Source organism: Microbacterium gorillae (assembly GCF_000826185.2).
GTDB classification, from domain to species: Bacteria; Actinomycetota; Actinomycetes; order Actinomycetales; family Microbacteriaceae; genus Microbacterium; species Microbacterium gorillae.
In genome coordinates, this window is record NZ_LN648873.1 from 340,684 (window position 1) to 354,956 (window position 14,273).

Here is a 14,273-nt window from a genome sequence, read left to right on the forward strand (position 1 = left end):
ATCGGTGGGGCAGTGGTGGGCGCGGCGGCAGTGGTCGACGGGGCTCATCGTGCCGTATCAGCAAGGCAGGTTCGGCGAGGCGTGGCGGTCGTATCCGGCCCTCCGGCGGCAGTACCACCCGGAGCTCAACGCCGGAATCGCGCTGTCCCAGATTCCGCCGGCCGCTGACATCCTGGTGCAGTGGGAGTGCGATGCGGGGCACCGCTTCGTCGCGTCCCCGACCGAACAACGGATGCGTCCGGGGCGGGAACGTCGGCGCAGTTCCTGGTGTCCGGAATGTGCCGAGACGGCGGCACCGCGGCGCACGGTCGCGCTACCCATGCGCACGGACGTCACGCGCCCGCGCGAGACCGAACCTCAGGTGCTTCGGGAGCGACGGCCCCGACCGTCACGGCGACTGTGCACCAAGACGCCGGACCTTCCGGCGGGAGAGGCCTTCGTCTCCGCGTGCGCTCCCGCTCCTGCTTCCGCCGTGGAGAGTGAGATGCGGGCGGACCTGTACGCCACCCTGGATCTCACTCCGGGCCTGAACGCGGTGCGCGTCACGCGGCCGTTCTTCGATCACCTCGAGGTGTGGCCGGACCTCGCCCTTCCCGAGCTGAGGATCGCCGTCGAGTACGACTCGACGGGTCGTCACGGGCTGGAGCACGTCGGGAAGAGGGAGGACGCGGATCGGCGGAAGGACCGCGCACTCCGCTGCGTCGGCTGGGAGGTGGTGCGGATCCGCACCGGGGGACTCTTTGCGCTGGGTCCCTTCGATCTCACGGTCGCGGCGTGGAACGCGCGGACCCGCGATCGCCTCATGGACGCGTTCCGTGCGGTCCGGGGCGGGCTCCTCGTGGATGCCTACGTGCGCTGACTTCGGGAGTGATCCCGTCCCGACGGCTCGGCGCACGTCGGGACGGGATGATCTCAGCGGAAGCGGCGGCGGTAGACCAGCTGCGCGGCGACGTACGCGACGACGGTGATGCCGACGGCCCACGCCAGGGCGACCCAGATCGCGGAGCCGACCGGGGTGCCGGCGAACAGGGCGCGAATCGTGTCCACGATCGAGGTGACCGGCTGGTTCTCCGCGAACCACCGCACCGGAGCGGGCATGCTCGCCGTCGGCACGAACGCGGAGCTGATGAACGGCAGGAAGATCAGCGGGTAGGAATACGCGCTGGCGCCGTCAACCGTCGTCGCGGCGAGGCCGGCGACCACGGCGACCCAGGTCAGAGCGAGCGTGAACAGGAGCAGGAGCCCGATGACTCCCAACCAGGCTCCGACGCCCGCGCCGGTCCGGAAACCGAGGGCGAACGCGACGCCGATCACGACCATCAGCGAGACGAGGTTCGCCACGAGGGACGTCAGGACGTGCGCCCAGAGGACGCTGGACCGCGCGATCGGCATGGACTGGAACCGTTCGAAGATCCCGGTCTGCAGGTCCGTCAGCAGGCGGACGGCCGTGTAGGACGTTCCGGTCGCGATGCTGATCAGGAGGATGCCGGGGAGCAGGAAGTCGACGTACGGCACACCGCCGGTGTCGATCGCTCCGCCGAAGACGAAGACGAACAGCAGCATCATCGCGACCGGCATGATCGCGGTGGTGATCACGGTGTCCAGGCTCCGCGTGATGTGGCGAAGAGACCGCCCGAGCAGAACGCCGGTGTCGCCGACGGCGGTGATGGCGCTCATGCCGCCGCCTCCCGCTCGGTCGTGGGGTTCTCGCCGGTCACGGCGAAGAAGATCTCCTCCAGGCTCGGTTGCTTCTCGACGTATTCCACGGTCGCCGGGGGCAGCAGGCGCTTGAGCTCCGCCAGCGACCCGTCCACGATGATGCGCCCGTGGTGCAGGATCGAGATCCGATCGGCCAGCTGCTCGGCCTCGTCGAGGGCCTGCGTCGTCAGCAGGACGGTCGTGCCGCTGGCGGCCAGCTCGCGCACGGCGGCCCAGACCTCGAGGCGCGCCTGCGGGTCCAGCCCGGTGGTCGGTTCGTCCAGGAAGATCACGGCCGGATCGCCGATCAGGCTCATCGCGATGTCCAGCCGCCGCCGCATGCCGCCGGAGTACGTGCCGGCTCGGCGATTGCCGGCCTCCGTGAGCGCGAACCGCGCGAGCAACCGATCCGCCTCGGCGCCCGGATCAGCCAGGTGACGCAACCGCGCCACGAAGGCGAGGTTCTCGCGGCCGGTCAGGATGTCATCCACCGCGGTGAACTGCCCGGTGAGACTGATCGCGGCGCGGACCTCGGCGGCAGCCGTGCGAACGTCGTGTCCGGCGACGAGGGCGGTTCCCGCGTCGGCGCGGATGAGCGTCGCGAGGATGCGGATCAGGGTCGTCTTGCCGGCGCCGTTTGAGCCGAGCAGGGCGTGCACGCTTCCGGGCGCGATCGTCAGATCGACGCCTTCGAGGACGGACACGGAACCGAACGCGCGGCGCAGTCCGCGGGCCTCGACGGCTGCTGCCGTCATGTTCCCTGCTCCTGCTCCGCCTCGGCGACCGCCGTGCGCAGGCGAGCGCGTTTCCGTCATGATCCCTGCTCCCGCTCCGCCTCGGCGACCGCCTTGCGCAGGCGGGCGCGCTCCTTGTCGATCCACACCCGGGCGTCATACGCACGGGCGAATTCCTCCGCGAACGTCACCGGGTCCTCACCCACGACGCTGCGCACGGTCGCGCCGTCCGCGGCGGCGGTCTCCCAGAGGTCCGCCCAGTCCGCGAGCATGCGCACGAGGATGTCCCCGTCGACGATGCCGCTCTGGACCAGGAAGTAGCGCTGGAACGCTTCGGCGGTCTGGCGGTAGGGCTCGGGAAGGGCGGCCAACCGGGCCACGCCTTCGCGGTACTGCTTCTTCTGTTCGAGAGGTCCGGTCAGGGCCTCAATCCACTTCGCGACCATGTCGGTCGACTCCTTCGGTGTCATGGTGCAATTGTGTGATGCGCTCGGAGAGGAAGGCCCAGGTGCGCCAGAACTCTTCGAGGTGGGAGCGGCCGGCGCCGTTGACCGTGTAGACCTTGCGGGGCGGCCCCTTCTCCGACGGAACGCGCTCGACATCGACCAGCCCGCGCTGCTCGATGCGCACGAGCAGCGCGTAGACCGTGCCCTCGGCGAGTTCCGGGAAGCCCTGCTCGCGCAGACGGGCGGTGATCTCGTAGCCGTACGCCGGCCGCTTCGCGAGCACACCCAGCACGATGCCCTCCAGGGTGCCCTTGAGCATCTCGGTCATCTGGTTCGCCACTCTTGCTCCTCTGCGTCACTGAGTACCGGTACAAAGTAACGCTGAGTACCGGGAGGGTCAAGTGATTCGCGAGAAGTCCGACACCTGACGACTCACCCGAGAAGCAGCGGATGCGCGGGGTCGTGCTCGCGGGGCCGTATACTGGGGGAGCTTCCTCGGAAGCGTGCGGATGTAGCGCAGTTGGTAGCGCATAACCTTGCCAAGGTTAGGGTCGCGAGTTCGAGTCTCGTCATCCGCTCCGAAACGAAGGCCCTCGCTCAGCGAGGGCCTTCGGCGTTCCCGGCCTCAGCGGTCGGTCTTCGGGTAGAACAGCCCCGTGCCGTGCTCGCTCAGCACGCGGTAGGCGTCGGCGTAGGTCTTCGGGTCCGGTGAGCCCGGCGCGTACTTCGCCAGGAGCAGACCGAGCAGTCCGCGCCCGGGAGGGGACAGCGGCTTGTCCTTCTCGTCGCCGTCCTTGAGGTCCGACAGCTGCTCCTCCTGCGCCGCCGTGGGGACGTACATCGGGTGCACCTGCGGCCAGCTCGCCGCCGGGCGGGGAGCGCTGAGGTTCGCGACGGAGAGGAAGTCGTTGGACGCGACGTCGCGCTCGGTGAGCGGAAGGAGTCCGTGCAGCCGGCTCAGCGTGGCGATCACGCTGCCGTGATCCATCTGCTCGTGGATGATCGTGCCCGCCTTCGTGTACGCGGACACGGCGACGGCCGGCACGCGCAGGCCGAGCCGGTCGAAGGTGAAGCCCATCTCGCCGGCCCCGGACGCGTCCGGTGGTGTGGCCGCGGGCGGAGGGACATGGTCGTAGGTGCCCCCGTGCTCGTCGAAGGTGATCAGGAACAGCGTGTTCTCCGCGTTCGAGCCGCCCGACGTCGCGGAGGTGCGGATGGCGTCGTAAACGGTGGCCACGAGCTTCTCCCCGGCACGGACGTCGGAGACGGCACTGTTGATCACCGGTGCGCCGTTGACATCCTCGGAGGACACGGTCCCGAACGGCGGGTGGAAGTCATTGTGGTTGTACACCATGCGCGGCTCGATGAACGCGTAAGCGGGGAGGGTGCCGTCGCGGGCGTCGGTGAAGAACTCGTCCATCGTGACGAAGCGGTTCGTCTTCCAGTACTTCTCCAGGCTCGGTGCGTGCAGAACTCCGGTCAGAGACACGAGCTGGGCCTCATCGAAGTAGACCCGCCAGCTGAGCCCGGCGGCCTCCAACCGGTCGAAGATCGTCGGCACGGCGTCAGCGTCGAGCCACTTGGAATAGCCCGCGCCACCGTGGTTGGTCACGAAGCCATGTGAGGTGGACGCGTGGAAGAAGGACCGGTTGGTGTATGTCTGCGACGGGACCCCGCAGAACCAGGCGTCGAACACGGCGAACTCGCGCGCCAGCGTGGACAGCACCGGCAGCTGTTCGGGGGAGAACCCGCCCATGATCTGGTCGACGATCCGCGTCGACGGCTCCGCCCCGCCGGCCAGTCGGCGGCAGTTGATCTCGTAGTCCTTCACGAACCCGGTGAGCTCGGCGGTGTCATCGGCACCCGGCGCGTTGTACGGAGCCTCCCAGGCATGCTTCCAGAGCTCGGCGTTCGCGGCCGGGGACACCGTGCCGTACAGCTGGGTGTTGACGTGCGGGTACTCCTCGCCGGGGTCGGGGTTCGGAGCCTGCATGACCTCGTCGGTGGGTCCCTCGTACACGTGGGCGGCGACGCGGCGTCCACTGCTGCTGACGTTCGCGTGGCTTCCGAAGGCGAGACCGTCGAACGAATCCCCCGCGGGAACGGTCTGCGGCGTGTACAGCCAGCCGAACAGATTGTCGAAGGACCGGTTCTCGCCCATCAGCACGACGACGTGCTCGAAAGCCGGACTGGCGGAGCTGTCCGGAACCGGGGTGGTTCCCGGCGCGGAATCGCTCCTGGTGATCGCGTACGTCCCGAGCCCGCCGACGGCGAGGCCTCCGAGAGCGGCACCGCCGATCTTCAGGAAATCGCGACGACTGCCACCGCGGCGCTCGTCCGGCGCCGGAACGGGTTCTGCCAACGGGGCGTCCTTCCGGGTGACCTGCTCAGTGCAGGAAGATGATCGACAGCGTGGGAACGGCGACCGCCACCACGGCGCCACCGCCCGTCGCCCAGGCTATCCACGCGGGCAGCGGCCGATAGGCACGCCAGTCACGCGCGGCAACGATCGGACTGGTCAGCGGGCCGAGGGGCAGCTTGCCGTCCCACCACATGTAGCCGGCGGCGACGCCGCGGTTCACGTACGCCTCCACCACACCGCGGGCACCCGGTCGGGTCACCTCGTGCCGTTCCAGCATCCGCATGTAGCGCGCATGCAGGGCGTTCAGGTCATCGCGGATCGCGGTGCCGATCGCGAGCGCGTGGGCCTGATGTCCCGCGCGGTCGCGTTTGGTCAGGGTGGGGTCATCGGCCAGGCGCAGCTCTGCGAACGCGCGAGTGAGCAGCGCATCGAGCTGCGCGTGGTACTGCATGAGCGTGTCGCTGTGCGCGCGACCACGCTCGGCCTCGGCGAAACCGGCCGCGAGCCGGAGTCGATCCAACTCGCCGTCGATCGCGGTCAGCATGCCCCGATCGTCCATGCACTCAGTGTACGAACGCGGGCTGTATGGTCGCCAGGATCAGTCGCGTCGGGCGAGGAACCAGTTGATGATCGCGGCGAGCAGCACGAGCGCGGCGGAGATGACCGGGGCGACGAGTGCGACGCCGGTTCCGGCGCGCTCGGCGAGCGCGCCGACGACGGCGGAGGAGATCGACTGGCCGACCACGACGCCGGCGCCGACCATCGTCATCATCGTCGCCGAACGCCCCGGCGGGGTGCGCAGCGTTGCGAACGTGTAGACGGTCACGATGAGCGGGCCGATGCCGATTCCGGCCAGGGCGAGCGCGCCGACCATCGAGGGGACATCGTGCGCTCGGGAGATGAGCACGGCGCCACCCAGCAGAATCGCCGCGAACACCACCCAGCGGTTGCGGATCGTGAAACGCGCCGGCATCAGGGCGACGGACAGCGCGAGAATCGCCGAACCGACGCCCATGACGCCGTAGAAGACGCCCGCGGTCTCGCCCTCGCCGCGGTCGGTCATGAACGCGGTGAGCGAGGTCAGGGTGGAGCCGAAGAAGAAGCCGATCGCCAGCATGCCGAGGATGAGCACCAGCACGCGCGGGCGGAACAGGTCCGACACCGGCGCCGTGACGGTCTCGGGGCTGTGGTGGGAGCGCGGGGTGCGCGCGGTCCGGTGCAGACCGAATGCTCCGACGGCGACGAGGGTGAGGGCGGCTGAGGCGATCAGCGGTGCCGCCGGGTTGAGGGTGGCGGCCAGGACACCGACGATGACCGGGCCGAAGACGAACACGATCTCGTCGACGGATGACTCGTAGGCCAGGGTCGCCCCGAGGGTCTTCGGCTTGCGGATCGTCGAGACGGTGGCGTTGATCATGCCGACGAGCCGGCTGCGCGAGAGGGGTGACACCTGCGGCGCGGTCGCGCCGACGAGCACCGCGACCGCGAGAACCCAGCCGTCGGCCACGTCCGCGTAGGCGATCCACGACATCAGCAGCAGAGCGAGGCTGTTCGCCACGGCGGAGGCCAGAACGACGGGCCGCTGGCCGAACCGGTCCGCGGCCGCGCCCAGCAACGGTCCGATGGCGGCGGTGCCGAGCCCGCACGCGGCGGAGGTGAGACCACCGAGCGCGAGCGAGTCGCGGGCGAACGCGACGAGCGTCAGCACGCCGACGACGTTCATCGCGAACGGCAGACGCGCGAGGAACGCGATCGGGAAGTAGCTGAATCCGGCGGTGCGGATCAGAGACGGCTGCTCCGGTGCGGGCGCGGCATTCGTCAAGGAATCTCCTGGGGATCTCCGCGGCTGTTCGTGCCGCCTTGGCCGCCCGAAGGCGCCAGGTAGATACACCCTGAGGCGCGTGGCCGCGGGGGACACGCCCGACCAGTCTACCGTTCGTCGTGTCGCACGCGCGGGACCGTTCGGCGTGGTCGGGTCCGCGGTGCGGCTCGCGACGAATCGTGGTGAGGCGATGTCGGGGACGAGGTGATCGGCGGAATCTCGAGTACGGTGCGGGTGTGGGCGACCGGGACCTGAGCGAGCGGATCCGTGCAGCGCTGCGCGCGGTGGCGGATCCCGAGCGCGCCCCGGGGCAGCAGGCGTACATGCGCTCGGCGATGCCCTACCTCGGCGTGCGACTCCCGGACGTGCGTCGCGTCACGGGGTCTGCAGCGCACGGCGCAACGCCGGACACGTTGCTGGAGACGGCCGTGGCGCTGTGGGATGCGGCCACGCACCGCGAGGAGCGGTACGCGGCGATGGTGCTCCTGGCGCAGCCGGCGCTGCGGGGAGATGCCCGACTGATTCCGCTGATCGAGCACATGGTGCGCACCGGGGCATGGTGGGACTTCACGGATGACCTCGCGCATCGGATGGCCGAACTCCTGGATGCGGACCCGGACCGGACGGCGGCACTGCTGCGCGGGTGGGCCATCGACCCGGACCACTGGATCCGTCGGATCGCGATCATCGCGCAGCTCGGTCGCCGCGAGCGCGTCGATCACGCGCTGCTCACCACGGCGATCGAAGCGAACGCGGGGGAGTCGGACTTCTTCCTGCGCAAGGCCATCGGTTGGGCGCTGCGGGACCACGCCCGCGTGGCACCGGACTGGGTGCGCACCTTCGTCGCCACCCACGACCTCAGTCCGCTCAGTCGGCGTGAAGCGCTCAGGCATCTCGGGGACTGACCTTGTCCGCGCGCGGCGCGACCGGCACGATGAACGCCGGAGGAGATATGAGCGAACACGTCGACGGCTTCTACCGCCACGGCCTGCGGCGGATGACCGGTCGCAGCACCACCGAGGCCGACCGGGTGGCGTCGCCGCTGGAACTCATCTTCGACCTCGTCTTCGCCGCGGCCTTCGGTGTCCTGGGCGCGCAGCTCGCCGCCGGGATCGCCGCCGGACACGGCGGGTCGGCAGCGGGGGCGTTCGCGTTCGGTGGCGTTGCGATCGTGTGGGCCTGGATCAACTACTCCTGGTTCGCGTCCGCGTTCGACACCGATGACTGGCTGTTCCGGCTCCTGACCATGGTGCAGATGTCCGGCGTCATCGTGCTCGCCATCGGGCTGCCGCAGATGTTCGCTTCGGTCGAGCACGGCGGGGCCTTCGCGAACCAGACCATGGTTGCCGGATACATCGTCATGCGGGTTGCCCTGGTCGCGCAGTGGCTGCGCGCGGCTCGGGCGCCGAAATACCGAAAGGTGGCCCGCACCTACGCCCTCGCCGTCCTCATCGCGCAGATCGGGTGGACCGTGCTCGCCTGGACGCCGCTGACGATCTGGTGGGCGCTCGCGTTCGCGCTGGTGCTCTGGGTGATCGAACTGGCCGGACCGATCGTCGCCGAGTATGCGGGCGGACGTCACGGCGGTGGCTCGACACCGTGGCACGCCCACCACATCGCGGAGCGGTATTCGCTGCTGGTGATCATCACGCTCGGCGAGACCGTGATCGGTACGATCGCGGCCGCCCAGGAGATCACCGCCGAGGAAGGCTGGACCGCGGACTCCGTGGTCGTGATCGGCGCCGGCATCGCGATGACGTTCGCGCTGTGGTGGAGCTACTTCCTCGTGCCGTCCGCTCCCGTGCTCGCGGCGCACCGGGATCGCGCGTTCGTCTGGGGATACGGGCACGCCTTCGTGTTCCTGTCCATCGCCGCGGTGGGCGCGAGTCTGCACCTGATCGGCTACGTCTACGATCCCGAGGTGGCGCTGTCGACGGTCACGGTGATCTCGTGGATCGCCGGATCGGTCCTCGCGTTCGGCGTGTCGATCTACCTGCTGGACACGTGGCTCATCCGTGAGTTCACGTTCAATCCGCTGGTGCAGTCACTGACGATGGGGCTGCCGGTGGTGGCGATCGTGCTGGCGGTGCTCGGCCTGCCGCTCTGGGTGTGCCTGCTGGTGGTGCTGGCCGGTCCGGTGACCATCGTGTGCTCGTACGAACTCGGCGGGTGGCGCGGCATCGACCGGCAGCTGCGGCGCGCGGTGGGGGCCGGTGCGCAGGCGTAGACTGCTGAGATGGATTTCGCCCGGCTGACTCCCGCGACTGCGGTCGCGGTCACCGGCACGCGAACGACCAAGGCCTGAGCGGGCAGGACGCGTGAGCGTCCGAAGCTGAGTCATAACCTTGATCCATCGCCAACCTGGAGAATCTTCGTGTCCGAGAACCCCGCGCCGTCCTATCCCTGCGACGGCTTCGCCCTGTTCACCGACAAGTCCGTCATCGCCATGAGCGTGAACGGTGAGCCGCGCGACCTTGCGACGACCGTCACCGAGCGGGACGTCGTCGAGCCCATCGTCATCTCGAGCCCGGAGGGGATGTCGATCCTGCGCCACTCCACGGCGCACGTCCTCGCCCAGGCGGTGCAGAAGCTGAACCCCCAGGTGGACCTCGGCATCGGCCCGCCGATCACGGACGGCTTCTACTACGACTTCGGCATCGAGACGCCGTTCACGCCCGAGGACCTGAAGGCCATCGACAAGGAGATGCAGCGCATCGTCCGCGAAGGTCAGCGCTTCGTCCGTCGCGTCGTGACCGAGGATGAGGCGCGCGCCGAACTCGTCGACCAGCCGTTCAAGCTCGAGCTGATCGGGCTCAAGGGCGGCGGCGCCGAGGGCGCCGACGTGGAGGTCGGCGAGGGTGAGCTGACCATCTACGACAACGTCCGCAAGGACGGCGAGGTGGCGTGGAAGGACCTCTGCCGCGGTCCGCACGTGCCGTCGACCCGCATGGTCGGCAACGGCTGGGCCCTGACCCGCGTGGCCGCCGCGTACTGGCGGGGCTCCGAGAAGAATCCGCAGCTGCAGCGCATCTACGGCACCGCGTGGCCGACCAAGGACGAACTGCGCGCATATCAGGAGCGCATGGCCGAGGCGGCTCGTCGTGACCACCGCAAGCTGGGCGTCGAGATGGACCTGTTCTCGTTCCCGGACGAGATCGGTTCCGGACTCGCGGTCTTCCATCCCAAGGGCGGCATCATCCGCTACGAGATCGAGGAGAACCTGCGCCGGCACCTGCTGCGCAACGGCTACGACGTGGTCAACACCCCGCACATCACCAAGAAGGATCTCTTCGAGACCTCCGGGCACTTGCAGACGTACGCGGACGGCATGTTCCCGCCGATGCACCTCGATGAGGTCACGGACGAGGACGGCAACATCACGCGGCAGGGTCAGGACTACTACCTGAAGCCGATGAACTGCCCGTTCCACAACCTCATCTACCGTTCGCGCGGCCGCTCGTATCGCGAGCTCCCGCTGCGCCTGGCGGAATTCGGCACCGTGTACCGCTACGAGAAGAGCGGCACGCTGTCCGGCCTCACGCGCGTGCGTGGCCTGACCCAGGACGATGCGCACATCTACGTCGCGCAGGACCAGGTCAAGGAAGAGCTCACCACGAACCTCAACCTGGTGCTCACTCTGCTGCGCGACTACGGCCTGAACGACTTCTACCTCGAGCTGTCCACCAACGAGGTGGGCAACCCGAAGTTCCTGGGTGAGCCCGAGCAGTGGACCACCGCGATCGACACGCTCCGAGAGGTCGCGATCGCATCCGGCCTCGAGCTCGTGGCCGACCCGGGCGGAGCGGCGTTCTACGGTCCGAAGATCTCCGTGCAGGCGCGGGACGCGATCGGCCGCACCTGGCAGATGTCCACGATCCAGCTGGACTTCAACCAGCCGGAGCGCTTCGAACTCGAGTACACCGGGGCGGACGGTGCCAAGCATCGCCCGGTGATGATCCACCGCGCGCTGCTGGGGTCGGTCGAGCGCTTCTTCGCCATTCTGCTCGAGCACTACGCCGGGGACTTCCCGTTGTGGCTCGCGCCGGAGCAGGTCGTCGGCGTTCCCGTTGCGGAGCAGTACGGCGACTACCTGGACGACGTCGTCGCGCAGCTGCGTGCGGCCGGTGTGCGTGCGAGCGTGGATCATTCCGACGACCGCATGCAGAAGAAGATCCGCAATCACACCACCGCGAAGGTGCCGCTGATCCTCATCGCCGGCGAACAGGACCGCGCTGCCGGCACGGTCTCGTTCCGCTTCCGGGACGGATCGCAGGAGAACGGGGTCCCGATCGCTGACGCCATCGATCGCGTCAAGCGCGCGATCGCCGCGCACACGCGCGTGATGACGGGTGCGGACTTCGCATGACCTCTGACGGGGGACTCGAAGACGCCGCCGCATTCGCGGGCGTGCCGGACGAGTTCCAGCGGCTCTGGACCCCGCACCGCATGGTGTACATCCAGGCGGGGCCCGAGCCGCACGTCGCGGACTGCCCGTTCTGCTACGCACCGTCGCAGGACGACGCGAAGACGCTGATCGTGCACCGCGGCAGGACCGCGTACGCGCTGCTGAACCTGTTCCCGTACAACTCCGGGCACCTGCTCGTGTGCCCGTATCGGCATGTGTCGATGTACGACGACGCGACGCCGGAGGAGGTCGCCGAGATCGGTGCGATCACGCAGACCGCCATGCGCGTGCTGCGGAGCGTGGCCAACTGCGACGGGTTCAACCTCGGCATGAATCAGGGGGCGGTCGCCGGGGCCGGCGTCGCCGGTCACCTCCACCAGCACATCGTGCCGCGGTGGGCGACGGACGCCAACTTCTTCCCGATCATCGCCAAGACGAAGGCCCTGCCGCAGTTGCTCGGTGAGATGCGCGACGCGATCGCCGCGGCCTGGCCCACGGACTGAGACGTGCGCGCGATCGCGAAGGGGATGGACCCGGCGATCGTGCGCGCCGTGGACGCACGGCTCGACGGTGTCGAGGCTTCAGCGGGCGTGCGGATTCCCTGGGCGATTGAGAGCGGTTCCCGAGCGTGGGGATTCCCGTCGCTGTTGCGCCAGAGCGAGGCCGCGGCGGACGTTCAGGACGCGGCGGCGGAGTTGATCGCGGTGAAGGCCGTCACCCGGGAGATGGGTGAGGGGACGGTGCCGGGCGTGCTCGATGAGTACGTCGCCGAGATCATCGCGACGGCGGACCCAGAGCCGGGACCCGACCCGCAGCTGGCGCGTCGGAGGGATCGTGCCGAGCACTGGTTCCGCACTGAGATCGCGCGCTGAACGCCTCAGCCCGCAGCGATGTCGTCCGGGAGATGACCGACGTCGAGGCGAGGCCGTCAGTCGCGGAGGAGCGGGCGGGGTGGGGGGCATCCGATCGCGGGCGGCCCCGTAGGAGCTGTCTCTTATACCCCGTAGGATCGAGGGGTTTCCGGCTCACGGGGAGGGTCATGACCGACGAGAACGACGGCGTCGCCGAACCGGTCGAACCGCGGTTTCCGTGGCAGCAGTCCGGTGCGCAGAGCACGTTTCCCTGGCAGCGTGACGCCACTGCCTCGTCGGCGACGTTCCCCTGGCTGGAGCAGTCGAGTGAGGCCGGCCGTCCGCTGTTCCCCTGGCAGCACGAGAGCGAGCCGCCACCGGTGGACCTCGCCGGCGAAGCGGACGATCCCTGGGTGGAGCGCGCGATGCAGACCCTGCGTGAGCACCACCCGTACGCGGGGTTGCCCGACGCCGCGGCGGTGAGTGCGGCATCTGCGGCTTCCGAGCGGGCCGAAGCGGTTCAGCAGGACGCCGCCGCGTGGGCGGCGCGTCAGGATCGAGTCGCGGCGCGCGCGGCCGCGGATCGCGCCGCCGCGGCGCTCTCGCCCGCCGAGGCGCTCTCGCCCGCGGAGGACGCCCGGCCGGTGGGTGCAACCGGCGACTCCGCGCTGGAACGTGCACGCGCTGCCGGGTGCGTGTTCGTCGTCGTGGGGTGCATCATCGCCGGGATCCTGCTCGTGACTTTCCTGAGCAACCGCTTCTTCTGAGCGGGCGCAGCCGATCAGCGGCGGCCCAGTAGGATCGAGGGGTTCCGGCTCACGGGGAGGGTCATGACGGACGAGAGCGATGCCGCCGCGGAGCCCGCCGCACCACGGTTCCCGTGGCAGCAGCCGGGCGCGCAGGGCACCTTCCCGTGGCAGCAGGCGGAGAGCTCACCGCAGCGTCCGCTCTTCCCCTGGCAGCAGGAGGGCGACGCCGCATCCGCCGTGACGCCGCTGTTCCCGTGGCAGACCTCGGGTCCCGCCGCGGCGGCTTCCGAATCGGACGATGCGGCCGCCCTGCCGACGAGCACGACTCAGCAGCAGGCGGAGCACGCGGCGCTGCAGGCTCGGCTCGCGGCCGATGCCGCCGTGCTGCAGGCGCAGCAGACCGCGCAGCAGGCGGCGCAGCGACTGCAGACGCCGGGGCAGTGGACGCCGGAGCAGCTCGCCGCGCAGGCACAGCGGATGGCGCCGCGTCAGGTGCGTCAGGCGCAGCGGCTCGCCGGTGACGTCCAGACACGGACGCGTCAGGTGCAGGCCGTGCGCACTGCGGCCGCGGCGGGCGCGAAAACCGCCGGCACGGTGGGCAAGCGCACGTCCATCGGCTGCGCGGTGTTCCTCATCGTCCTGGTCGCCGCCATCGTGGCACTGCTGGCGGTGGTGCCGAACAGCGGCGAAGGCACGTCGTCCGTGGAGGACACCGACACCGTGGAATCGGAGCCCGCCACTGCGTACACCCCGGTAGCGGCCCCGACGTCCGTCACGCGTGATGACCCGGCGGCCGAGATGCGCTCGGACGCGGAGATCGAGGCGGACCTGGCGGCGTTCCGTGCGGAGCAGGGCATCACCGACGGCGAGATTCTCGTCGAGCCGCGTATGCCTGATCATGAGCAGCTCGTGCAGCGCATCCAGCACTACCCCGACCTCCTGAACCGGCCGGACCAGGTGCTGCCCCTCACCATCGCGGCCTGCGAGATGGGGATCACCGCGGGCGACACGCTGGACAGCAGTGACTACAGCGAGCTCTTCTCCGGCTCGGATGTGGTGGCGGACGCCCTGATGACCGGGTCCGATGAGGATGACACGGTCACGGTCGAGGCGATTGACGCGACCATTCTCATGGGCGTGGGAGCCGTATGCCCGGACTCCTATGAGCTGTGGGAACGGGCCATGGGCTACTGAGGGGAGGCGGAC

General features: G+C 69.4%; 15 protein-coding genes and 1 tRNA gene. 9 read left to right on the forward strand and 7 right to left on the reverse strand.

The features are described 5' to 3' along the window. Positions 1-4 precede the first annotated feature (4 nt). The gene (locus BN1193_RS04590) at positions 5-859 is read left to right on the forward strand and encodes a zinc-ribbon domain-containing protein (protein WP_052460428.1); all 855 of its coding nucleotides are present in this window, start codon (positions 5-7) and stop codon (positions 857-859) included. Between the two features lie 53 nt (positions 860-912). On the opposite strand, the gene BN1193_RS04595 is transcribed toward BN1193_RS04590, so the two are convergent. Genes BN1193_RS04595 through BN1193_RS04610 form a run of 4 tightly spaced genes read right to left on the reverse strand, consistent with a single transcriptional unit; the run spans position 913 to position 3,218 of the window. Further along, the gene (locus BN1193_RS04595; protein ID WP_040164350.1) at positions 913-1,677 is read right to left on the reverse strand and encodes an ABC transporter permease; all 765 of its coding nucleotides are present in this window, start codon (positions 1,675-1,677) and stop codon (positions 913-915) included. Further along, positions 1,674-2,453, reverse strand: a complete 780-nt coding sequence (locus BN1193_RS04600; protein ID WP_040164351.1) for an ABC transporter ATP-binding protein — start codon at positions 2,451-2,453, stop codon at positions 1,674-1,676. The genes BN1193_RS04595 and BN1193_RS04600 overlap by 4 nt, the downstream gene beginning before the upstream one ends. 56 nt (positions 2,454-2,509) lie before the next feature. After that, a complete protein-coding gene (locus BN1193_RS04605; protein WP_040164352.1) occupies positions 2,510-2,878 on the reverse strand; it encodes a DUF1048 domain-containing protein in 369 nt (122 codons plus the stop codon). Beyond that, positions 2,859-3,218 carry a PadR family transcriptional regulator gene (locus tag BN1193_RS04610; protein WP_094770271.1) on the reverse strand — a complete coding sequence of 120 codons (360 nt, stop codon included), beginning with the start codon at positions 3,216-3,218 and terminating at the stop codon, positions 2,859-2,861. Before BN1193_RS04610 ends, BN1193_RS04605 begins: the two co-directional genes overlap by 20 nt. Positions 3,219-3,383: 165 nt before the next feature. Between BN1193_RS04610 and BN1193_RS04615 the strand changes: the two genes are divergently transcribed. Next, a tRNA-Gly gene (locus tag BN1193_RS04615) sits at positions 3,384-3,456 on the forward strand. Positions 3,457-3,503: 47 nt separating this feature from the next. Here BN1193_RS04615 and BN1193_RS04620 read toward each other — a convergent pair. Genes BN1193_RS04620 through BN1193_RS04630 form a run of 3 tightly spaced genes read right to left on the reverse strand, consistent with a single transcriptional unit; the run spans position 3,504 to position 7,062 of the window. Then, entirely contained in the window at positions 3,504-5,240 is a 1,737-nt protein-coding gene (locus BN1193_RS04620; RefSeq protein WP_052460429.1) for an alkaline phosphatase family protein, read from the reverse strand. Positions 5,241-5,265: 25 nt separating this feature from the next. Then, a complete protein-coding gene (locus tag BN1193_RS04625; protein WP_040164353.1) occupies positions 5,266-5,799 on the reverse strand; it encodes a hypothetical protein in 534 nt (177 codons plus the stop codon). 39 nt (positions 5,800-5,838) lie between these two features. Then, complete coding sequence (locus tag BN1193_RS04630) at positions 5,839-7,062, reverse strand: MFS transporter (protein ID WP_040164354.1); 1,224 nt, start codon at positions 7,060-7,062, stop codon at positions 5,839-5,841. A gap of 236 nt (positions 7,063-7,298) precedes the next feature. Here BN1193_RS04630 and BN1193_RS04635 point away from each other — a divergent pair, with 236 nt between their 5' ends. The 7 genes from BN1193_RS04635 to BN1193_RS04665 all read left to right on the forward strand — a co-directional run bounded on the left by BN1193_RS04635 (position 7,299) and on the right by BN1193_RS04665 (position 14,261). Next, positions 7,299-7,967 carry a DNA alkylation repair protein gene (locus BN1193_RS04635; protein ID WP_040164355.1) on the forward strand — a complete coding sequence of 223 codons (669 nt, stop codon included), beginning with the start codon at positions 7,299-7,301 and terminating at the stop codon, positions 7,965-7,967. A gap of 47 nt (positions 7,968-8,014) precedes the next feature. After that, positions 8,015-9,289, forward strand: coding sequence for a low temperature requirement protein A (locus BN1193_RS04640; RefSeq protein ID WP_040164356.1), 1,275 nt, complete (start codon positions 8,015-8,017; stop codon positions 9,287-9,289). Positions 9,290-9,508: 219 nt separating this feature from the next. Further along, positions 9,509-11,428, forward strand: coding sequence for a threonine--tRNA ligase (gene thrS / locus BN1193_RS04645; RefSeq protein ID WP_230206422.1), 1,920 nt, complete (start codon positions 9,509-9,511; stop codon positions 11,426-11,428). Next, on the forward strand, positions 11,425-11,970 hold the full coding sequence (locus BN1193_RS04650; RefSeq protein ID WP_040164358.1) for an HIT family protein: 546 nt from the start codon (positions 11,425-11,427) through the stop codon (positions 11,968-11,970). The genes thrS and BN1193_RS04650 overlap by 4 nt, the downstream gene beginning before the upstream one ends. Before the next feature lie 3 nt (positions 11,971-11,973). Further along, positions 11,974-12,339, forward strand: coding sequence for a DNA polymerase beta superfamily protein (locus BN1193_RS18245; RefSeq protein WP_040164359.1), 366 nt, complete (start codon positions 11,974-11,976; stop codon positions 12,337-12,339). Positions 12,340-12,506: 167 nt separating this feature from the next. Beyond that, positions 12,507-13,085: a hypothetical protein gene (locus BN1193_RS04660; protein WP_052460430.1), complete on the forward strand. Its 579-nt coding sequence runs from the start codon at positions 12,507-12,509 to the stop codon at positions 13,083-13,085. A gap of 63 nt (positions 13,086-13,148) precedes the next feature. Further along, positions 13,149-14,261: a hypothetical protein gene (locus BN1193_RS04665; protein WP_040164361.1), complete on the forward strand. Its 1,113-nt coding sequence runs from the start codon at positions 13,149-13,151 to the stop codon at positions 14,259-14,261. Positions 14,262-14,273: the final 12 nt, after the last annotated feature.

What these genes read in the sequence shown, in the direction of transcription:
- BN1193_RS04595 (WP_040164350.1), bottom strand. Translation starts at nt 1,677, where the DNA reads ATGAGCGCCATCACCGCCGTCGGCGACACCGGCGTTCTGCTCGGGCGG.
- BN1193_RS04600 (WP_040164351.1), bottom strand. Translation starts at nt 2,453, where the DNA reads ATGACGGCAGCAGCCGTCGAGGCCCGCGGACTGCGCCGCGCGTTCGGT.
- BN1193_RS04605 (WP_040164352.1), bottom strand. Translation starts at nt 2,878, where the DNA reads ATGGTCGCGAAGTGGATTGAGGCCCTGACCGGACCTCTCGAACAGAAG.
- BN1193_RS04625 (WP_040164353.1), bottom strand. Translation starts at nt 5,799, where the DNA reads ATGGACGATCGGGGCATGCTGACCGCGATCGACGGCGAGTTGGATCGA.
- BN1193_RS04640 (WP_040164356.1), top strand. Translation starts at nt 8,015, where the DNA reads ATGAGCGAACACGTCGACGGCTTCTACCGCCACGGCCTGCGGCGGATG.
- thrS (WP_230206422.1), top strand. Translation starts at nt 9,509, where the DNA reads ATGAGCGTGAACGGTGAGCCGCGCGACCTTGCGACGACCGTCACCGAG.
- BN1193_RS04650 (WP_040164358.1), top strand. Translation starts at nt 11,425, where the DNA reads ATGACCTCTGACGGGGGACTCGAAGACGCCGCCGCATTCGCGGGCGTG.
- BN1193_RS04660 (WP_052460430.1), top strand. Translation starts at nt 12,507, where the DNA reads ATGACCGACGAGAACGACGGCGTCGCCGAACCGGTCGAACCGCGGTTT.
- BN1193_RS04665 (WP_040164361.1), top strand. Translation starts at nt 13,149, where the DNA reads ATGACGGACGAGAGCGATGCCGCCGCGGAGCCCGCCGCACCACGGTTC.